General features: G+C 62.6%; 22 protein-coding genes and 1 pseudogene. 16 read left to right on the top strand and 7 right to left on the bottom strand.

Annotated elements, in window-relative coordinates:
- The first annotated feature begins 9 nt into the window (after positions 1–9).
- The 9 genes and pseudogenes from mobA to NKI29_RS02465 all read left to right on the top strand — a co-directional run bounded on the left by mobA (position 10) and on the right by NKI29_RS02465 (position 6,627).
- On the top strand, positions 10–639 hold the full coding sequence (gene mobA / locus NKI29_RS02505; protein WP_352568647.1) for a molybdenum cofactor guanylyltransferase MobA: 630 nt from the start codon (positions 10–12) through the stop codon (positions 637–639).
- Positions 636–1,145: a molybdopterin-guanine dinucleotide biosynthesis protein B gene (gene mobB / locus NKI29_RS02500; protein WP_023675015.1), complete on the top strand. Its 510-nt coding sequence runs from the start codon at positions 636–638 to the stop codon at positions 1,143–1,145. The genes mobA and mobB overlap by 4 nt, the downstream gene beginning before the upstream one ends.
- A gap of 213 nt (positions 1,146–1,358) precedes the next feature.
- On the top strand, positions 1,359–2,141 hold the full coding sequence (locus NKI29_RS02495) for an ABC transporter substrate-binding protein (RefSeq protein WP_023717637.1): 783 nt from the start codon (positions 1,359–1,361) through the stop codon (positions 2,139–2,141).
- A 118-nt stretch (positions 2,142–2,259) separates the two neighbouring features.
- Positions 2,260–2,973 (top strand): ABC transporter permease, encoded by a 714-nt coding sequence (locus NKI29_RS02490; protein WP_352795456.1) that lies wholly within the window; start codon positions 2,260–2,262, stop codon positions 2,971–2,973.
- Complete coding sequence (locus tag NKI29_RS02485) at positions 2,970–3,797, top strand: ABC transporter permease (RefSeq protein WP_023675012.1); 828 nt, start codon at positions 2,970–2,972, stop codon at positions 3,795–3,797. Before NKI29_RS02490 ends, NKI29_RS02485 begins: the two co-directional genes overlap by 4 nt.
- Before the next feature lie 58 nt (positions 3,798–3,855).
- Positions 3,856–4,731, top strand: a pseudogene (locus NKI29_RS02480) (NAD(P)-dependent oxidoreductase); the annotation flags it as partial.
- Between the two features lie 9 nt (positions 4,732–4,740).
- Positions 4,741–5,445 (top strand): DNA alkylation repair protein, encoded by a 705-nt coding sequence (locus NKI29_RS02475; protein ID WP_254817259.1) that lies wholly within the window; start codon positions 4,741–4,743, stop codon positions 5,443–5,445.
- The gene (locus tag NKI29_RS02470) at positions 5,405–5,986 is read left to right on the top strand and encodes a GNAT family N-acetyltransferase (protein WP_352568650.1); all 582 of its coding nucleotides are present in this window, start codon (positions 5,405–5,407) and stop codon (positions 5,984–5,986) included. The genes NKI29_RS02475 and NKI29_RS02470 overlap by 41 nt, the downstream gene beginning before the upstream one ends.
- Positions 5,987–6,054: 68 nt before the next feature.
- Positions 6,055–6,627: a DUF3299 domain-containing protein gene (locus tag NKI29_RS02465; protein WP_352568651.1), complete on the top strand. Its 573-nt coding sequence runs from the start codon at positions 6,055–6,057 to the stop codon at positions 6,625–6,627.
- Positions 6,628–6,638: 11 nt separating this feature from the next.
- On the opposite strand, the gene NKI29_RS02460 is transcribed toward NKI29_RS02465, so the two are convergent.
- The 4 genes from NKI29_RS02460 to NKI29_RS02445 form a co-directional block, all read right to left on the bottom strand.
- Positions 6,639–7,130 (bottom strand): Lrp/AsnC family transcriptional regulator, encoded by a 492-nt coding sequence (locus NKI29_RS02460; protein ID WP_023675006.1) that lies wholly within the window; start codon positions 7,128–7,130, stop codon positions 6,639–6,641.
- Positions 7,131–7,331: 201 nt separating this feature from the next.
- Positions 7,332–7,949, bottom strand: a complete 618-nt coding sequence (locus NKI29_RS02455) for a uracil-DNA glycosylase family protein (protein WP_502894617.1) — start codon at positions 7,947–7,949, stop codon at positions 7,332–7,334.
- Positions 7,950–7,962: 13 nt separating this feature from the next.
- Positions 7,963–8,574 (bottom strand): glutathione S-transferase, encoded by a 612-nt coding sequence (locus NKI29_RS02450; protein ID WP_352681211.1) that lies wholly within the window; start codon positions 8,572–8,574, stop codon positions 7,963–7,965.
- Positions 8,575–8,615: 41 nt separating this feature from the next.
- Positions 8,616–9,239, bottom strand: a complete 624-nt coding sequence (locus tag NKI29_RS02445) for a thermonuclease family protein (protein WP_352698901.1) — start codon at positions 9,237–9,239, stop codon at positions 8,616–8,618.
- Between the two features lie 75 nt (positions 9,240–9,314).
- Here NKI29_RS02445 and NKI29_RS02440 point away from each other — a divergent pair, with 75 nt between their 5' ends.
- Positions 9,315–10,829, top strand: a complete 1,515-nt coding sequence (locus tag NKI29_RS02440) for a sensor histidine kinase (RefSeq protein ID WP_352698903.1) — start codon at positions 9,315–9,317, stop codon at positions 10,827–10,829.
- A 4-nt stretch (positions 10,830–10,833) separates the two neighbouring features.
- On the opposite strand, the gene NKI29_RS02435 is transcribed toward NKI29_RS02440, so the two are convergent.
- Positions 10,834–11,832 (bottom strand): nicotinate-nucleotide--dimethylbenzimidazole phosphoribosyltransferase, encoded by a 999-nt coding sequence (locus NKI29_RS02435; RefSeq protein ID WP_023675001.1) that lies wholly within the window; start codon positions 11,830–11,832, stop codon positions 10,834–10,836.
- A gap of 197 nt (positions 11,833–12,029) precedes the next feature.
- On the opposite strand from NKI29_RS02435, the gene NKI29_RS02430 reads away from it, so the two are divergent.
- The gene (locus NKI29_RS02430) at positions 12,030–12,263 is read left to right on the top strand and encodes a DUF1289 domain-containing protein (protein ID WP_031193575.1); all 234 of its coding nucleotides are present in this window, start codon (positions 12,030–12,032) and stop codon (positions 12,261–12,263) included.
- 13 nt (positions 12,264–12,276) lie between these two features.
- Entirely contained in the window at positions 12,277–12,981 is a 705-nt protein-coding gene (locus NKI29_RS02425; protein WP_352448873.1) for a TIGR02281 family clan AA aspartic protease, read from the top strand.
- Between the two features lie 8 nt (positions 12,982–12,989).
- Here the strand turns inward: NKI29_RS02425 and dusA are convergent, their stop codons facing one another.
- A complete protein-coding gene (dusA, locus tag NKI29_RS02420) occupies positions 12,990–13,982 on the bottom strand; it encodes a tRNA dihydrouridine(20/20a) synthase DusA (RefSeq protein WP_352724792.1) in 993 nt (330 codons plus the stop codon).
- Between the two features lie 196 nt (positions 13,983–14,178).
- Positions 14,179–14,850, bottom strand: a complete 672-nt coding sequence (locus tag NKI29_RS02415) for a GntR family transcriptional regulator (protein ID WP_023674997.1) — start codon at positions 14,848–14,850, stop codon at positions 14,179–14,181.
- A 140-nt stretch (positions 14,851–14,990) separates the two neighbouring features.
- On the opposite strand from NKI29_RS02415, the gene NKI29_RS02410 reads away from it, so the two are divergent.
- From NKI29_RS02410 to NKI29_RS02395, 4 genes are read left to right on the top strand one after another with little or no spacing between them, the layout of a single operon-like run.
- The gene (locus tag NKI29_RS02410; protein WP_023674996.1) at positions 14,991–15,578 is read left to right on the top strand and encodes an amino acid synthesis family protein; all 588 of its coding nucleotides are present in this window, start codon (positions 14,991–14,993) and stop codon (positions 15,576–15,578) included.
- Positions 15,571–17,370, top strand: coding sequence for an alpha/beta fold hydrolase (locus NKI29_RS02405; RefSeq protein ID WP_352795453.1), 1,800 nt, complete (start codon positions 15,571–15,573; stop codon positions 17,368–17,370). Before NKI29_RS02410 ends, NKI29_RS02405 begins: the two co-directional genes overlap by 8 nt.
- 5 nt (positions 17,371–17,375) lie before the next feature.
- On the top strand, positions 17,376–18,434 hold the full coding sequence (locus tag NKI29_RS02400; RefSeq protein ID WP_352795451.1) for an LLM class flavin-dependent oxidoreductase: 1,059 nt from the start codon (positions 17,376–17,378) through the stop codon (positions 18,432–18,434).
- Positions 18,431–19,906 carry an aldehyde dehydrogenase gene (locus tag NKI29_RS02395; RefSeq protein WP_352568659.1) on the top strand — a complete coding sequence of 492 codons (1,476 nt, stop codon included), beginning with the start codon at positions 18,431–18,433 and terminating at the stop codon, positions 19,904–19,906. The genes NKI29_RS02400 and NKI29_RS02395 overlap by 4 nt, the downstream gene beginning before the upstream one ends.
- Positions 19,907–19,914: the final 8 nt, after the last annotated feature.

The raw sequence follows: 19,914 nt of genomic DNA, 5'->3' as shown, positions 1-19,914 counted from the left end.
CAGCAAACGATGGGCCGACATATCGCAGGGATCATTCTGGCCGGCGGCCGATCGAGCCGGATGGGTGGCGGCGACAAGACGCTGCTTGCGCTTGGCGACGGTACCCTGCTCGACCGTGTCGTTTCGCGCCTTGGCCCGCAGGTCGGACCGCTTGCGCTAAACGCCAATGGCGATCCGACACGGTTTGCCGCGACGGGGCTTCCGGTGCTTGCCGACACAGTCAAAGGTTATGCCGGGCCGCTTGCCGGGATCCTGACCGGCCTCGAATGGGCTTCCGACACGACCTGCCAGGCGCTGGTCACGGCTGCCGGCGATACGCCTTTCCTGCCCAGGGATATGGTCGAGCGGCTGCTCGCGGCAGCCGACGAACGCCCCGCCTCGATTGCGGTCGCCTGTTCCGGCGGCAAACGGCATCCGACCTTTGCACTCTGGCCGCTAGGGTTAGATCAGGCCTTGCGACAATTTCTCGTCGAGGAAGACAACCGGCGCGTTGCGGCGTTCATCGACCGGCACGGTTTTGTCGAGGTGGAATTTCCCATCCTGAAATCCGGCGGGGCCGAGATCGATCCGTTCTTCAACATCAACACTCCCGACGACCTTGCCCAGGCCGCGCATCTGTTGCAGAGCATCGAGCCATGAAAAGACGTATCTTCGGCATCACCGGCTGGAAGAACTCCGGCAAGACGACATTGACCGAAAAGCTGGTGGCGGAACTCGTCCGGCGCGGCTGGAAAGTGTCGACGGTAAAACACGCCCATCATGATTTCGACATCGACAAACCCGGAGCGGACAGCTTTCGCCACCGGCAGGCGGGAGCGATGGAGGTCGCGGTCGTGTCGGGCAGGCGCTGGGCGCTGATGCACGAATTGCGCGGCGAGGACGAGCCGACACTAGACGCGATCCTGTCACGGCTGGCACCGTGCGACATCGTGTTGGTCGAGGGGTACAAGCGCGAAGCGCACAAGAAAATCGAGACGAGACGGCTCGAGGCCAAGGACCGGACACCGCTCTCGGCAGGCGATCCACACATTGTCGCCATCGCCTCCGACTTCCCCATTGTCGGCGAAGACCTGCCGGCCTTCGATCTCGACGACACGAATTCGATAGCTGACTTCATCGAGCGCGCCACAAGCCTGTCGCGCTGAAAATGCGGCAGAAGACAGTTTCCGCCCACTTGCTTCCCAATTTAGGCGTCTGACCCAGCGTCATCGCTTTCTGAACATGACCTTCCCTCAAGCGACGGTTTTGCAGTTGCTTTTTCTTGGGAAAGAATGGGAATATCGCATCAGCGGGCGGTCAAAAGCACCGCCCACAGAGCCGTTCGGGAACGACGGCCGGGACCAACAGAGAGGACCATTATGCGTATTGCACTGCGTATCGCGCTTGCCGCTTCGGCTGCGCTGCTGACGCTTGGCGTTGCCCAGGCCCAGGAAAAGACCTTGAGGATCGGCACCGAGGGAGCCTATCCCCCATTCAACAATCTGACAGCCGACGGCCAACTCGTAGGCTTCGATATCGACATTGCCAAGGCGCTCTGCGACGAGATGAAGGTGAAGTGCACCTTTGTCGCGCAGGACTGGGACGGCATCATTCCCGCCCTTCAGGCAGGCAAGTTCGACGCCATCGTCGCGTCGATGTCGATCACGCCGGAACGCGCCGAGAAGGTCGACTTCACCCACAAATATTACAATACGCCGCCGGCGATTGCCGCGCCCAAGGACACCGACATCAAGGGTGTCACCAAGGAAGATTTGGCCGGCAAGACGATCGGCGTGCAGGCGTCCACCACGCATTTCAACTATTCGACCAAGACTTATACCGACAGCACCGTCAAGCCGTACCCGACCGCACAGGAATACCAGCTCGATCTGGCCAATGGCCGGCTCGATGCCGCCAATGACGACATCGTCGTGCTGCAGCAATGGCTGGATTCGCCGGACGGCGCCTGCTGCAAGCTGGTCGGCACAATCAAGCCGGTCATCGAAATCCACGGTCCGGGTGCCGGCATTGCCGTGCGCAAGGGCGAGACCGATCTGGTCAACCAGTTCAATGCGGCGATCGACGCCATCCGAGCAAACGGAAAGTACAAGGAAATCAACGACAAATACTTCAAATATGACGTTTATGGCGGCGAGTCCTGATCGACCGACATACGAGGACTTGAACGGCGGGAGATTCCCGCCGTTCTTATAAGGATGCCGCGCACGAGGGGTGACGCGGCACGGGTCTCAAAGAGCCTCAAGGAGAACAGGCAGGCGGATGCAGAGCGCACTGACGCTTCTCAGTTGGGGACCCGAAGGCTGGCTCGACGACATCGCCGCGGGTGTGTTTGTCACGGTATGTCTTGCGCTGGCCACTCTGCCCTTCGGGCTGACGCTCGGCTTTTTCGTGGCGCTGGCCAAACAATCGGAAGAGCCGTCGCTGAGACTGGCCGGGAACATCTACACCACGATTTTTCGCGGAATACCCGAGCTGCTCACGCTGTTTCTGATCTTCTTCGGCGTCCCATTGATCCTGCAGTACATTGTCCGGCTGGTGAGCCCCGGAACGTCCGCCGACGTCAACAGCTTCGTCGCCGGCATGATCGCGCTGTGCTTCATTTTCTCCTCTTATTCCAGCGAGGTGTTTTTATCCGCCTTCCGCGCGATTCCAAAAGGGCAATATGAGGGAGGCTATTCGGTTGGCCTGTCCAGCGGCCAGACGATGCGGCTGATCGTGCTGCCGCAGTTGATCCGCATCGCGTTGCCCGGACTTGCCAATCTCTGGCTTATCCTGCTCAAGGACACCGCGCTCGTCTCGGCCGTCGGCCTCAACGAGATCCTCCGGCAGAGCGGGGTTGCCGCTCGCGTCACCAAGCACGCGTTCGTGTTTTACGGTTTCGCCGGCCTCATCTATCTCCTGCTGGCGATCGTCTCCTCCTTCGGCATCAACGCGATCGAACGAGCGGTCGGCGGCAGCGAGGTCAAGAGATGAGCCTTGCCACCGACACGCTGAAAGTCGACCGGCCGCCGCCGCCCGCACGCGGCTGGTCGCGCCAACGCATCCTCGGCCATGTCCTAGTCGGCCTGTGGATCGCTCTCGGCATTGGCATGGTCGTCTACCTGGTCGCTGCGTGGAACCCGGAGTTCTTCCAGAAATATGCACCCGGCTACATATCCGGCCTCGGCATCACCCTGTTGCTGGTTGCCATCTCGATTGTGCTTGGCGCGATCCTGTCCGTGCCGATCGCCTATGCACGCATGTCGAAGAACCCGATCCTTTCGGGGTTCGCCTATGCCTATGTCTATTTCTTTCGCGGCACGCCGCTGTTGGCGCAGACCTTCCTGGTCTACTATGGGGTCGGCTCCTTCCGGCCGGAGCTCGAGATGGTCGGACTGTGGGGCTTCTTCCGCGAAGCGTTCAACTGCGCGATCTTCGCCTTTTCGCTGAATACGGCCGCGTACCAGGCCGAGATTTTGCGTGGCGCGATCGAGAGCGTGCCAAGGGGCCAGTGGGAAGGTGCCGCCTCGCTCGGCCTGCACAAACTGCAGACGATGTGGAAGATCATCCTGCCGCAGGCGCTGATCGTCGCGTTGCGCCCGTATGGCAACGAGATCATCCTGATGATCAAGGGCTCGGCAATCGTCGCCATCATCACGGTCTACGATTTGATGGGCATCACCCGGCTCACCTATGCGCGCACCTTCGACTTCCAGTCGTATATCTGGGCGGCGATCATCTATCTGATCATCGTGGAAACATTGCGCCACGGCGTCGAGTGGATCGAACGGCGCATCACCATCCATCTGCACCGCTGACTCCCATCGCCTTGCCTGATCCGGTAAGAAGACCGCAAAGCAGGCTTCTAAGGGATTCGAAAACATGGCTTCGGTGGCATTTCTTGGTCTTGGCGTCATGGGCTATTCGATGGCGGGACATCTCAAGAACAAGGGCGGTCACGACGTCACCGTCTACAACCGCACCAGGGCCAAGGCCGAGCAGTGGGTTGCCCAGCATGGCGGCAGCTTCGCCGCGACACCAGCAGAGGCGGCCGCGGGCAAGGACTTCGTCTTTTCCTGCGTCGGCAATGACGACGATCTGCGCTCGGTGACGACCGGTGCCGGAGGCGCCTTCAATTCCATGAAGAAAGGCGCCATCTTCATCGACAACACCACGGCATCGGCGGAGGTCGCGCGCGAACTGGCGCAGCAGTCGCAAGCGCTCGGGTTTGCGTTCCTCGACGCCCCGGTCTCCGGCGGTCAGGCAGGCGCCGAGAACGGCATGCTGACCGTGATGGTCGGCGGCGAGCCCGACGCCTTCGACAGGGCCAGGCCAGTCATAGATGCTTATGCCCGCATGGTCGGATTGATGGGATCGGCCGGGGCTGGCCAACTCACCAAGATGATCAACCAGATCTGCATCGCCGGCCTCGTTCAGGGCCTGGCGGAGGGCATCCATTTCGGCAAGAAGGCTGGGCTCGACATCGAAAAGGTAATCGAGGTTATCTCCAAGGGCGCCGCCGGTTCCTGGCAGATGGAGAACCGCCACAAGACGATGAATGCCGGCAAATATGATTTCGGCTTCGCCGTCGACTGGATGCGCAAGGATCTTGGCATCTGCCTCGCCGAGGCCGACCGCAACGGCGCCAAACTGCCGGTGACGGCACTTGTCGACCAGTTCTACAAGGACGTGCAGGCGATGGGCGGCAAGCGCTGGGACACGTCCTCGCTGCTGGCGCGGCTGGAGAAATAGGATTTCACTGTGGCCGAGCTTTCGCCTCAATCCAGCGCCGATGAAATCGTCGCTCATCTGCGCTCGATCGCCTCAGAGGAAAATCGACTTGGCATGCTGCGCTACGGTATCAAGATCGAACGTGCGCTCGGTATCTCGCATGGCGTGCAGCGGCAGATTGCCAAGAAAATCAAGCGCAACCATGAGCGTGCCTTCGAGCTTTGGCAGACAGGCATCATGGAGGCGCAGTTCATCGCTTCCGTGACAGCCGATCCGGAGCGGTTCTCCGCCGCGGATGCAAGACGATGGGCGGCGACTTTCGACTCGTGGGATATCGTCGACGGGGTCTCCGATCTCTTTGTCGATACGGATTGCTGGAAGGAATTGATCGCCGAATTCGCGGTCGACGAACGGGAATTCGTTCGACGCACGGCTTTTGCGATGATGGCCTGGTCGGTGGTCCACCGGAAGAAGGAACCCGAGACGACCTTCCTCGAATTCCTGCCGATCATCGAAGCGCATGCGACCGACGGCCGCAATTTTGTGAAGAAGGCCGTGAACTGGGCGCTTCGTTCGATCGGCAAGCGATCGATGAATTTGCACGGCCCTGCCCTTGCCGTGGCGCTAAAACTGGCGGCCTCGACAGACAGGACCGCACGCTGGATCGGCAAGGACGCCGTGAAGGAACTTTCCGATGCCAAGACGCTCGAGCGGCTCGCCGCCAGAAAAGCTTGACCTGAGCGAAGTGCGCTTCACGGAGGTGACGCAATCGACGCGCGCCGATTTCGAAAACCTGTTCGAGCAACCCGGCGGGCCGAAATACTGCTGGTGTATGGCTTGGCGCAATCTCGACCGCCGCGAGCATGTCGAGAACGACGAGAAGAAACGCGCGATGATGACGCTGATCGACGCCGGCACGCCGGTCGGCATTGTCGCCCAGATCGATGGCCGGACCGTCGGCTGGTGCTCGATTGCGCCGCGCGAGACCTACCGCAAGCTGTCACGGCAGCAGGACGATAGCGAGATGGGCATCTGGTCGATCGTCTGCTTCTATGTACCGAAAGCGCTGCGCGGCGGCGGGCTGGCAAGCGCATTGCTCGACGCGGCCATCGATCACGCCTTTGCCAAAGGCGCCAGGACGATCGAAGCCTATCCCGTCGACCAGGCTTCGCCGAGCTACAGCTTCATGGGTTTTCGCGACATGTTCGTCGCCCGCGGCTTTCGCGAGATCGGCATGACCGGCTCGCGCCGGCATGTGATGCGGCTTGAGCGTTGACCTGTGGGGCAGCGGCAGCTTTACTTGCTGGCATAGGCCGCAGATCAAGGCTCAACAATGGAGCAGCAATGAGCAACCGTCTCAAATCAGGAGCGATCCTGGCGGCCGCGGTGTTCGTGTCCATTGTGGCAGACAGTGCTTGCGCCGGGACGATGCATATTTTCTGGAAGGATCTGCGCCCGGCGACCCAGGCAGCCGCCGAAAGCGTCGGACTGCCGATGATCGCGGCCAAAATGCCCGATCATGGCGAGACGCTGTCTCTCAATCTGCAGGACAAGATCGTGCAGCTCGCGGGCTATGCGCTGCCAGTCGATCGCGACGGCGATCTCGTCTACCAGTTCCTGCTGGTGCCGTGGACGGGAGCCTGCAGCCACATGCCGACGCCGCCGCCCAACCAGATCGTCCTCGTCACGCCTGCACACCCTTACAGGATGTCCGAGGCCTACCAGCCGGTTTCGGTGACCGGCGCCTTGCAACCGGGTATGGAGAAGAGCCAGCTTTTCATTCTTGACGGCGTCAGCGTCATCCAGTCGGGTTACACCGTGCACAAGGCCGAGGTGGTCAACGTCGATACGGTGCCGGACACGATCACGCTGCCGGTCAACTCGCCATGGACTTTCCTGAACAAAAAGAAGAACTAAACAGACGAATCTCAGGCGGCGTTGGCGCCGGATTCCTTGTCGAGCATCATGTAATCCAGCGGCATCTCGGTCGTGTATTTGATCTGCTCCATGGCGAAGGAAGACGACACGTCGCGGATCTCGATCTTGGCGATCAGCCGCTTGTAGAAGGCGTCGTAGGCGGCGATATCGGGCACCACGACGCGCAAGAGATAGTCGACGTCGCCGCTCATGCGATAGAATTCGACCACTTCCGGGAATTCCTGGATGACCTCCGAAAAGCGCCGCAGCCATTCATGGCTGTGCGAATTGGTGCGGATCGAGACGAACACCGTGACCCGCACATTGACCTTTTCATGATCGAGGATGGCGACGCGCCGCTTGATGACGCCCTCTTCCTCGAGCTTCTGGATGCGCCGCCAGCACGGCGTCGTCGACAGGCCGACCTTCTTGGCGACGTCGGCGACTGCAAGCGTCGCATCCTCCTGCAGGAGGCGGAGAATTTTTCTATCAAGGCGGTCCATTGGGTGCTCCCCTGATGCAAGTCGTCCAAGTGCGCAGCGGCCTTGGCACAACGACATGCATAAAAACAAGAATTTAACGCGCGTCCCCTCATGCGCGACGCGCTTCGAGGAATGGATTACCATAATCCCTCTTGCTCGAGCCTATTACAAGAAAGAAATTCTGCCGCATAGTGCGAAAGCGAGTGATTTCTTGCTGAATGCCTAGCCGAGGCGATAGCGGATTTCCGATCTCAGGAAGGGCAGCAAATCCATTTCAAACCATGGATTGCGCTTCAGCCAACCGGTGTTGCGCCAGGACGGGTGCGGCAGCGGCAGGACTTTCGGGTCGATTGCCGCCGCCCAGATGGCACGCCAATCCATGACCGTTTCCGTCAGCGAGGGACGGCGCGCCGCGCCCATATGCCAGCTTTGCGCGTAGATGCCGATCGTCAGCACCATATCGACTTGCGGCATCAGCGCCATCAGCGATGTGCGCCAGGCCGGCGCACATTCGCGGCGCGGCGGCAGGTCGGCGCCCTTGGCGTCCTGGCCGGGAAAGCAAAAGCCCATCGGCACGATGGCGAATTTGTCCGTGTCGTAAAATTCCTCGCTGCCGACGCCCAGCCAGCTTCGCAGCCGGTCGCCGGAGGCGTCGGTGAACGGCATCCCTGTAATGTGAACCTTGGTACCCGGCGCCTGGCTGGCGATCAGGATACGCGCACTCGACGATGGCCTGAGCACCGGACGCGGCTGGTGCGGCAACGGCCTGCCGGCCGGGTTATCGACGCAGATGCGGCAAGCGCGTACTCGCGCCGTCAAGGCTTCCAACTCTTCGCTCATTCGGAATTCATTGTCAGGCGGCGGCACTCGGCCGGCTGGAGATTTCTCGATACCAGCGCAGCACGTTGGTGCACTCTTCAGGTACCTTGATGCGAGCCGGCTTCATGAAGTCGATGGCGACCAGCCCGGTGATGTCGGCGATCGAATAGGCATCGCCGGCGACGAATTCCCTGCCGGTGAGCTCAGTGTCCAGAAACCTCAGGAATTCGATCGCCTTCGGCTTGTTGGCCTCGCCCCATTCGGGGATTTGCGGGATCTCCCATTCCCTCATTGCGGGGTGGATATGCCGGAACGCCGCGGCGACGCAGCCGAACAGATTGAACTCCACACGTCTTTGCCACATCTCGACGATTGCCTTGCCGAGCGCCCCATCCCCGAACAAAGCCGGCTTGGGGTGCAGTTCCTCGAAGTAACGACAGATTGCGACGGATTCGGTGATGATGGTGCCGTCATCGAGCTCGAGCACCGGCAGACGCTTCAGCGGATTGCGCGAGCTGACCGGCTGCTCTTTGTGCTCCAGCGCGCCCATGTCGACGGGCACCAGCGGAACCTGAAGTCCCTTTTCGGCCAGAAAAATCCGAACCCGGCGTGGATTGGGCGCGCGCCCGCCGTCGAACAGCTTCATCTCTATCCTCCTCGTCCGTCCCGACGAACTATAGGCACAACTCACCAGAAGCGAATAATTTCACGCAAGGCATCGCCGATCGACGCCAAGGTGCCGTGCTTTCTTTCGACCAGCTCGTGGCCGTGGCTCTCGCGCCAGTTCTTCGGCTCGTCGAAAGTTCCGCCCCAGATGCCGGCTTTGCCCGCGCGCGCAGCAGCTTCCTCGGTCTCGAAATCGCCAAAGGCGACCGCCCAGCCGGCCTCGACCTGCGCGCGGTTGAGATCCTTGCCGCCGGCCTTGCAGTCGCCGAGCAGCCTGCCGTAGCGGTCGCGCTGCCAGCCGCTGCAGGAGACGGCTTTGCCGCCGATCAACCGCACCAGGGACTGCCGCGCGAGCTTGCCGCAAGGATAGTCGGCACCGTCCTTGCGACAGATCTGCGAATATTCCGGCGCGTCGATGCCACGCATGCGGACACGCTCGCTGCCGAGGGTGATGCTATCGCCGTCATTGACGGTGGCCGCGCCCTCCGTCTTGCGCGTCTCGATCCGGTCGAGGCGCGCCGCCAGGAGGATCGCCAGGCCGAGCACGATGAGTGTCAGCCCATAGTCCATTACTCGGCGCCACAGGCTTCGCGGACGTGGCGCATAGTATCGCTGGCGCGGCCATCGCGACCACGAACGGCTCATATGGCAAACCGTTGGTTAATCATTCGAACGTAGCTTAACGATTTGAAATTGCTGCCCGCGTAAATTGAAGACTTCATGCCCCTGCAACGCTCGACCACGGCGGACAAGTTTATTGTGGACCGCAGGAAACGCCATCGCAACAGCGATGTCGCGCGCGCGGTGCGCAAGACGCGCGACCGTCTTTCGCAGCAAGCCGGAAATCCCGACTTCGACCGCGAGCTGTTGAAGCTCCACGCGCTTTCGATGACCGGCGGCGTGATCGTCATTCCGCTGCTCGTTCTGGCAACGGCCGCGGCAGGCCTGTTCGCGGGCATCGGCAAGGAGATCGGCGTCTGGGCGCTGTTCACATTCATCTGCTATACCATCGTTGCATTCATGGCCAGACGCGTCACTCAAGCGTCCGAACTCAACCCGCTGGAAACGCATAGGGATTTCCTGATCGGCCATTTTCTGTGCGGGCTTGGCTGGGCTTGGTTCGCATGGCTCGGCTGCGAAACTTGCCAAATGGATCAGTTCCAGGTCGCCAAGGCGGTGGTGCTGCTGCTCGCCATGTCGGCAACCGCGATCCTGGCCTCGTCCCTGCGCGGTGCGCTGTTGGCGACCTTCGCCCTCCCGGTCGCCATCTATGCTTATGCCAGTGCGAAATTATGGATGCCGGTCGAAGTGATCATGGCAGGCTTGCTGATCGCCTCGTTGCCTTTCTTCGCCTATGTAGCGCGCCAGCTCAACCGTTCCTCGCTGATGCTGCTGTCGTTCCGCTCCGAAAAGGATGCGCTGATCGCCGAACTGGAGACGGCGAAATCGATGTCGGACGAGGCACGGCGGCGGGCGGAAGACGCCAATCTGGCGAAATCGCGTTTCCTGGCCTCGATGAGCCACGAACTGCGCACGCCGCTCAACGCCATTCTCGGCTTTTCCGAAGTGATGGCCAACGAGGTGCTCGGCCCGATGAGCAACCCGACCTATCGCGACTATGCCCGTGACGTGCACGACTCCGGACAGCATCTGCTCGACCTGATCAACGAAATTCTCGATTTGTCGCGCATCGAAGCGGGCCGCTACCAGCTCAACGAGGAGCCGATGATGCTGCTCTCCGTCGTCGAGGATTGCTGCCACATGATGGAGCTGAAGGCGCGCAACAAGGACATCCGCATCGTCCAGGATTTCGAAAACGCCTTGCCGCGCTTGTTCGCCGACGAACGCGCGGTGCGGCAGATTGCGCTCAACCTGTTGTCCAATGCCATCAAGTTCACCGCCACCGGCGGCGAAATCCGCGTGCGCGTCGGCTGGACGGCGGGCGGCGGGCAATATCTCTCCGTCAAGGACAATGGGCCGGGCATACCGGAAGACGAGATTCCGATCGTGCTTTCGGCCTTCGGCCAGGGCTCGATCGCCATCAAGAGCGCCGAACAGGGCACCGGGCTTGGCCTGCCGATCGTGCAAGGCCTGCTGGCCATGCATGGCGGCGAATTCCAGCTCCATTCCAGGCTGCGCGAAGGCACCGAGGCGATCGCCATCTTCCCGCTGAGCCGGGTGATGGAGGAACTGCCGGCGCTGCCGACCAAGGCGGTTGCCTCGCGCCGGCGCTGAATGCTTAACCGCGGACCGCGGCTGCCATGCCGGAGCTGGTCAGCGCGGCCGCCTTGACCAAGCCGGCGGCAAGCGCCGCCCCTACCCCCTCGCCTTGACTGACGCCCAGATCGAGCAGCGGGCGAAGGCCGAGGCGCTCGGCGGCCTTGGCATGACCAGACTCTGGCGACAGGCTTGCGAGGAGACAATGATCGAGCGCGGCGGGGTTGGCGGTATGTAGGACACCAGCGGCCGCAGTCACCGCAAACCCATCGAGCAGCACCGGGATCTTCTGCATCCGCGCCGCCAGAATGGCGCCGCAGATCGCGGCGAATTCCCGCCCGCCGACCCGGCGCAGCGCTTCCAGCGGGTCCTTGAGGCTCGCGCCGTGAAACGCGACCGCGGCATCGACCACCTCCGCCTTGCGCCTCTGCATCGCCGCGTCCGCCCCTGATCCAGGGCCGACCCAGTCGGCGCTGGTGCCGCCGAACAGTGCCGTGCAAAGGGCCGCGGCGACAGTCGAATTGCCGACGCCGAGGTCGCCAAGGCAAAGCAGGTCGGTACCGCCGGCAATCGCTTCCATGCCGAAGGCCATGGTAGCGGCACAACCGCGCTCGTCCAGTGCCGCATCCTCCGTAATGTCGGCTGTCGGAATGTGCAGGGCCAGATCGAACACCTTCAAGCCGAGATCGTTGGCGATGCAGATCTGGTTGATTGCTGCACCGCCGGCGGCGCAGAGCTCGACTGCATTTGCCGTGGCGGCGGCGGGGCGCGGCGAAATGCCGTGGCGGGTGACGCCATGATTGCCGGCAAAGATCGCCACCAATGGCCGCGTCACCGCCGGCGGCGCGCGGCCGCTCCACCCGGCAAGCCAGGCGGCGATGTCCTCGATGCGGCCAAGCGAGCCTTTGGGCTTGTCTGCCTTGGCAAACAACTGACGCACGCGGGCCTTGGCCGCCATATCTCCCGGCGGCAGGCTCACCAGGAGGTCGCGAAAATCGTCGAAAGGCAGCGCGCTGGTCATGTCGATGGCGATCGTCCGTGTGAATTGGTGAGCGGCATAGCCGCCTTGGCCAGCCGGCACAACCTCAAGCCGGCACAACCTCCAGGCCCGGTACAACTTGGCGGTATTGACGCGAAAGCATTCGTTGGCGGCGCTTCCCGGAGGGCTTGCATTGACTTTGTCGTTGCACCATGTGGAGGCTAGCCAAGGAAATCCTTATGACGGCCATTGAATCCCCGTGCATCCTGGTCTGCTCGATCGATATGAAAACCGGCTTCTGTTTCGGTTGCGGGCGCACGCGCGAGGAAATCGCCGCCTGGATCGACATGACCCCGCAAACCCGCCGCAGCGTCATGGCCGAGCTGCCGGCAAGGCTGGAAACGGTCGAGCGACGCCCCCGCCGGGAAACCCGTCGCAGCCGCATGGCACGCGAACGCGACGCCCTCTCGTGAACCGGCCGCAGAGATGAACCGACTGTTGTGGATTCTGATCGTCGCGATCGGGGCGGGTGTGCTCCTGCTCATGCTCAACGATTCCGCCGGCAGTACGTTCGGCATTGAGAATTACGATTTCAGCCAGCTGATCTGGCTTGGCGCTTTAGCGGCGCTCGTCGGCGCCGGCCTGCTCAGATCGGGCAGGCCGTTAGGCACCATGGCCCGCAGCCTCGGCGCCTGGGGTGCCATCGTGCTGGCGCTGATCGCCGGCTATCAGTACCGCTATGAGTTGCAGGATTTCGCCAGCCGCGTCACCGCCGGCCTTGTTCCCGGCAGTCCGCTGGCGCTGGGCGTGGAAGAAGGCCATGCCACCGTCACCCTGGACAAGGCCGGCAGCGGCCATTTCGAAGCGCGCGTCACGATCAACGGCACGCCGATCCTGACGGTTGTCGATACCGGCGCGACCAGCACCGTGCTGACCGCCGAGGACGCTCTGGCGGTCGGGTTCAATTCGGCGGCTCTCCGCTTCACCATACCGATCTCTACCGCCAACGGCATGACACGCGCGGCGGCGGTGCGAACCGACGAACTGTCGATCGGCGGCATCGTGCGCAAGGACATGCCCATCATGATCGCCGCACCAGGCACGCTCGGCCAGAGCCTTCTCGGCATGAATTTCATCGGCTCGCTATCGGGCTTCGACGTCCGTGGCGATCGCATGATTTTGCGGGATTAAGTTTTTCCTCAGGCCGCCTCCGCGGTCCGGCCGAAATCGACCTCTGCGAAGGCTGACTTCAGCACCTCCGGTCCGGCACCCGGCCGTGTCGCATCGGTGGAGAGGATCTGCCGGTAGCGGCGTGCACCGGGCAGGCCGTGAAACAGCCCGACCATGTGCCGGGTGACATGCCCGAGGCGTCCGCCCTGCTCGATATGGCGTGACGCGTAATCCGCCATGGCATCGATCAGTGCGGCAAAATCGAACGACTCAGCAGTGCTGCCGTAAAACGCGGCATCGATGCCGGTCAGTATCCCTGGCGTGTGATAGGCGGCGCGGCCGAGCATGGCGCCATCGACATGGTCGAGATGCGTCAGCGCCTCTGCGCGAGATTGAATGCCACCGTTGATGCCGATGAATTTGTTTTGTTTTCTGGCTTTCAGCCGATAGACGCGGTCATAGTCGAGCGGTGGGATGTCACGATTTTCCTTTGGGCTCAGTCCTTCCAGCCAGGCCTTGCGGGCGTGCACCCACAGCGCGTCGGCGCCGGCCGCGAAAACAGCATCGGCCAACGCATCGAGTGCCGGTTCCGGATCCTGCTCATCGACGCCGATGCGGCACTTGACGGTAACCGGTATTTTCACCGCCGCCTTCATTGCCGCGACGCAATCCGCGACGAGCACGGGCGTCTTCATCAGGCAGGCGCCGAAGGTGCCCGACTGGACGCGGTCGGACGGGCAGCCGACATTGAGGTTGATTTCATCATAGCCGAAGGTTTCGCCGATGCGCGCCGCCTCGGCCAGCTTTCCCGGATCGGCGCCGCCGAGTTGCAGCGCCACCGGATGTTCGCTGTCGACGAAGCCGAGCAGCCGCTCGCGTGCGCCGTGGATGACCGCATCGGCCACCACCATCTCGGTGTAGAGCAGCGCCTCGCGCGTCAGCTGGCGATGGAAGAACCGGCAGTGCCGGTCCGTCCAGTCCATCATCGGCGCCACGGCAACTTTGTGGCGTAACATATTCATTTTACTATTTTTTCTGTCTCAGTCCGTCCGATACTCCGTTCGAATGACAGAGCAATTTGGCAAGAGATGCACACCTAACTGACCCGATATACGATTTTGCCGCCGCAACTGAAAGCAAATTGGCATGTCACACATGTCACTGTACGCACCAGTTAGATGCCTGCCGTGGAACGATGGACCGCCGGCGGCATACCAGTCAGCCAAGGCGAAGCGTGTTGCGGGCGATCTGCCACGCGGATTCGACATGCCGCCGCGCCGCCTCCTCCGCCTCGTCCGGCTTGCGCGACCGGATTGCATCCATGATTTCGGTCATTTCGGCGATCGCCGGCTCGCGGCGGTTCTCCGACGCGATCGTCATTGAGCGGAGCTGGTTGATGCGGACATTCAGCCCCGTCACGATTTCCCAGGCAATGCGCTTGTCCGCCGCCTCGAACAGCGTTTCGTAGAACTTGGTCGTTGCCCGCATCACCTCGACAGGCGCACCGGACGCCCACGCCTCAAGCAGGTTCGTCAAGGCGGCATCGAGCGAGGCGATCTGCGCGTCCGTGGCTGTCAGGGCGCAAGCCCGCGCCGCGATGCCCTCGAGCAGCGCCCGCAATTCATAGATTTCGTCGGTGCGGCCGAGATCCGGTTTGGCCACGGCGGGTCCGTGGCCCGGTATCATCTGCACCAGGCCTTCCGCCTCCAGCTGCCGCAGCACCTCGCGCACGACGGAACGGCTTACCCCGAGCTGATCGCATAGCGGCCGCTCGACCAGCCTTTCACCAGGCTGGAAATGGAAGCCCATGATCGCCTCACGCATGCGCTCCAGCGCCAGCGTCCTCAGCGTCTTGGCAGAGCGGTCGATCCGCAGCGTATCGCCTGACATTTTCTCTCCCTACCCCGATCCGGCCACAAAACAGATTCCATAGCCGATTGACAAGGCTTCTGGTGCTCCATAGTATGGTATACCATAAGATGATGTAAAGATTTCGGCGTTGCACAGCGCCGTGGCGACCGAGGACTTTCATGAAACCAGCCATTCGAAAGATCGTCACGTACATCGAGAACACGTTAATCGAGGGCGGCAAGGAAGCCCCAAAACCGCTGCGTCTGATCGGTGTCGCGGCTGTGCTGACAAATCCCTGGGCCGGCCGCGGTTTCACCGACGACCTGTCGCCGGAGATCCGCGCTATTGCTCCCGTCCTCGGTGAACTGCTGACCCGCGAGATTATCGCCGTCGCCGGTTCCGGCGAGGCGATAGAGGGTTATGGCAAGGCCGCGGTCTGCGGCACGGCGGGCGAGATCGAGCATGCATCGGCGCTGATCCATACGCTGCATTTCGGCAACCATTACCGTCGCGCCGTCGGCGCCAAGACCTATCTCGCCTTCACCAATCTGCGCGGAGGGCCGAACACCCCGATCATGATCCCGCTGATGGACAAGAACGACGAAGGCCGCCGCTCCCACTATCTGACCGTACATTTCCAAATCGGCGACGCGCCAGCGCCCGATGAGCTGGTAGTGGCGCTTGGCGCTTCGATTGGTGGCCGCCCGCACCATCGTATCGGCGACCGCTATCAGGACCTCAAGGAGGTCGGAGACCTGCATGGCTGACGTCGCTGCCACCGCATGGGTCCGGGACACGGCTCCGGACGGCACCGGCTTCATCCGCGCCGGCTCCGGCGCGCCGGTTCTGCTCATTCACGGTGTCGGCATGAACGCCGCGATCTGGCACGATCAGATCGCGGCGATGAAAGACCATCATGACCTGATCGCCATCGACATGCTCGGCCACGGCGTTTCACCGCTGCCGCCGGAAGAAGCCAGCCTGTCGGATTTCGCCGATCAGGCGGTTCGCCTGCTCGACCATCTTGGCGTGGCGTCGGTGTCGATCGTCGGCCATTCGATGGGCGCGCTGGTCGCACTGGAAATCGCCCTTCGCGCCCCTTTGCGCGTTCGCGCCATCGTGTGCCTCAACGCGGTGTTCCGCCGCCCCGCGGCCTTGACGCAGGCCGTGCGCGAGCGGGCGGCCGCGCTTGGCCCTCGTGGCAACCCTTCCGCCATTGCGGCTACGCTTGCCCGCTGGTTCGGCGACCCGCTGCCGGCGAACCTTATCGGGGCGGCCACCACAGCGCGCGCCGCCCTTGAAAGGGTCGAACCCGAAGGCTACGCGCGCACCTATCGCCTCTTTGCCCGTGCCGATGCCGAGCATGCCGATGCTCTCCCCGGTCTTGCCGCACCAGCCCTGTTCATGACCGGGTCGCAAGACAGCAATTCGACCCCGGCCATGTCGGCGGCGATGGCGAGGCTTGCGCCGCACGGTCAATGCCTCGTGCTCAATGGAGAAAGGCACATGATGGCAATGGCTTCACCTGAAAAAGTGACCAAACACATCATGGAATTTCTCGACACGGAAGGAGACGCTGGCGTGAAGCCGGAGACGGATGCAGTCTTTGACAGCGGCGAATTCCGGCGCGCACTCGGCTCGTTCCTGACCGGCGTCACCATCGTCACCACGATCAGCGCGGAAGGCGAACCGCGCGGCTTCACCGCCAACTCCTTCACCTCGGTCTCGCTCGAGCCGCCGCTGGTGCTTGTCTGCATCGCCAAGAGGGCGCTGGGGCACAGTGCTTTTTCGACGTCGAGAGGTTTCGCCATCAACATCCTGTCAGAGGACCAGAAGGCCCATTCCGGCATCTTCGCTTCCAAAGCAGCGGACAAGTTCGCGGCCGTGAGCTGGCAACCGGGCCGCACTGGCAATCCGCTGATCGACGGCTGCGTTGCGGTGTTCGATTGCGGCATGGAGCAGCTGGTCGATGCTGGCGATCACTCGATCCTCATCGGCCGCGTCCGCGACTTCAGCCACAACGGAGCCCAGCCCCTCGGTTATTGCAGAGGCACCTACGTCACGCCTGGCCTCAGCCAGGAGGCGCTGGCGGCGGCGCCCCCCGATACGGAGGTCGGCGCCATTCTCGAGAACGAGGGCCGTGTGCTGTTCTTCGCAACGGCCGACGGGATTTATGAATTGCCTGCGGGGCGCGGACTGGGCACGCCCAACGATGCGCGCAGCCTCAAGGGGCGCCTTGCCGCCAAGGCCATAGACGCCCAGCTCGGCTTCCTGTTCGCGGTGTGGGACGATGCCGCCGAACCCTGGCGCACGCATGTTTATTATCGCGGAACGCTCGAGGGATCCTATTCCGACGATCGCCAGATGCGGCTTGTCGACATCGAGAAGATCGCGGATCTGAAGATCGCCGATCCCGCAGTGCGTTCGATGCTTGCCCGCTATGCGCGCGAACGTACGGAAGATGCATTCGGCGTCTATGTCGGCAACGAGGTCGAAGGTGAAGTCCGGCCGCTCGCCAAGCCCTCGCCTTCTCAAATTCCTCTTTCCGGCCGCGGGTGAAACCGATGAAGTTTTCGCTTTTCGTGCACATGGAGCGATCGGATCTGGCAAAGCCGCATTCCGAGCTTGTCGGCGAGCTGGAGGAGCTGGTTCTGCAGGCGGAAGAGGCAGGATTCGAGACTGCCTGGATCGGCGAGCATCACGGGATGGAATTCACCATCTCGCCGAACCCGTTCATCAACATCGCCTGGCTCGCCGCCAAAACCAGGCGCATCCGGCTCGGAACAGGAACCATCGTCGCGCCGTTCTGGCACCCGATCAAGCTTGCCGGCGAAGCAGCGATGGCCGACGTCGTCACCGGCGGCCGTCTCGACATCGGCATTGCGCGCGGCGCCTACGCTTACGAATACCAGCGACTTTTCCCGGGCCTCGAGGCCTGGGGTGCCGGCCAGCGTATGCGCGAGATGGTGCCGGCGATCCGCGGCCTTTGGGATGGTGATTTCGAACTCGCCGGCGAGTTCTGGTCGTTTCCGTCGACCACCTCGTCGCCCAAGCCGCTGCAAAAGCCTTATCCGCCGATCTGGGTGGCCGCACGCGATCCGAACTCGCACGACTTTGCGGTTTCCAGCAAATGCAACGTCCAGGTGACGCCGCTTGCCTCCGGCGATGGCGAAGTGGCCAGCCTGATGGAGCGTTTCAACGCAGCGTGTAATGCCCACCCCGACGTACCAAGGCCGGAGATCATGCTGCTGATGCATACTTTCGTCGCCGAGGATGCCGCGGAGGCTGACCGGCTCGCGCAGGATCTGTCGCAGTTCTACTGCCAGTTCGGCGCCTGGTTCCAGAACAAGAAGCCGGTGCACCAGGGCATAATGGAAGCGCTGACCGAAGACGAGATCGCGCCCATGCCGCAATATGCGCCTGACAAGATCAAGCAGAACCTGGTCATTGGCGAAGCCGACGAGGTGATCGCCAGGCTGAAAGCCTACGAAGCGCTCGGCTACGATCAGTATTCGATCTGGATCGACAGCGGCCTTTCCCATCGGCGCAAGAAGAAATCGCTGCAGCTCTTCATCGACAGGGTGATGCCGGCCTTTTCCGAGCCGAAAGCTGGGTTGCGATGAGCACCACTCAATTCAGGAACTATATTGACGGCAGCTTCGTCGAAGTGGCGGCGACCTTCGACAGCATCGATCCCTCGACGGGCGCGCCATGGGCGAAGATGCCCGCTGCATCGTCTGATGACGTCGACCGCGCCGTCGAAGCTGCTCACCGGGCGCTTGGCTCAGGCACGTGGCCGGCAATGACGGCAACGGCACGCGGCAAGCTTCTGGTGCGGCTCAGCGATCTGGTGGTCGCCAATGCCGACCGGCTGGCGGAACTCGAGACGCGCGATACCGGCAAGATCATCCGCGAGACCCGCGCCCAGATCGCCTATGTCGGCGACTATTACCGCTATTATGGCGGGCTGGCCGACAAGCACGAGGGCTCGTTTGTCCCCATCGACAAGGCCGACATGGAAGTGACCATCCGGCCGGAGCCAATTGGCGTCGTCGCCGCCATTGTGCCGTGGAACTCGCAGCTCTTCCTGTCCGCCGTCAAGCTCGGGCCGGCGCTGGCGGCCGGCTGCACCATCGTTCTGAAAGCATCGGAAGACGGCCCTGCCCCGTTGCTGGCCTTCGCCGAACTCGTCCATGAGGCGGGATTTCCCGCCGGGACCGTGAACATCCTGACCGGCTTCGGCCACGATTGCGGTCACCGGCTGACCAGTCATCCGCTCGTCGCCCGCGTCGCCTTCACCGGCGGTCCCTCGACCGCTCGGCAGATCGTCAGGAATACGGCGGAAAACCTCGCCTTCACGACGCTCGAGCTCGGCGGCAAAAGCCCGGTCGTGGTGTTTGCCGATGCCGATCTGGACAGCGCCGCCAACGCGGTCGTTGCCGGCATCTTCGCTGCCACCGGCCAGAGCTGCGTCGCCGGCTCGCGGCTGCTGGTCCAGCGCTCCGTGAAGGACGAATTCCTCGCCCGGCTCAAGCGCAAAGCCGAGGCGATCAGGATTGGCGATCCGCAGGATCCCGCGATCGAAATGGGACCGCTCGCCACCTCGCGCCAGCGCGAATGGATAGAGAAGATCATTGCTGAAAGCCTGGCCGCGGGCGGGCAACTGGTCACCGGCGGCATCCGCCCCGCGGGCATGGCGGACGGCTTCTATTACGCGCCGACGATTATCGACGCGCCTGATCAGACCCTTGCCTGCGTGCGCGAAGAGCTCTTCGGCCCGGTGCTCTGTGTGCTAGCCTTCGACAGCGAAGCTGAAGCGCTTTCGCTCGCCAACAACACGAAGTTCGGCCTGGCGTCCGGCGTGTTCACCACCAATCTGGCAAAAGCCCACCGCATGGCGCGCGGCATCCATGCCGGCGTGGTCTGGATCAACACCTATCGGGCGGTCTCGCCGCTGGTTCCGTTTGGCGGCTACGGCCAATCCGGGCTCGGCCGCGAGGGCGGCCTCGATGCGATCCGCGACTACACGCGTTCGAAATCGGTGTGGATACGCACCTCCGACGACCCGATTCCCGATCCTTTTGTCATGCGGTAGCCGCCGCT

The organism is Mesorhizobium sp. M0678 (assembly GCF_040320505.1).
Lineage (GTDB): Bacteria > Pseudomonadota > Alphaproteobacteria > Rhizobiales > Rhizobiaceae > Mesorhizobium.
This window is presented reverse-complemented; position numbering and strand designations above follow the sequence as displayed.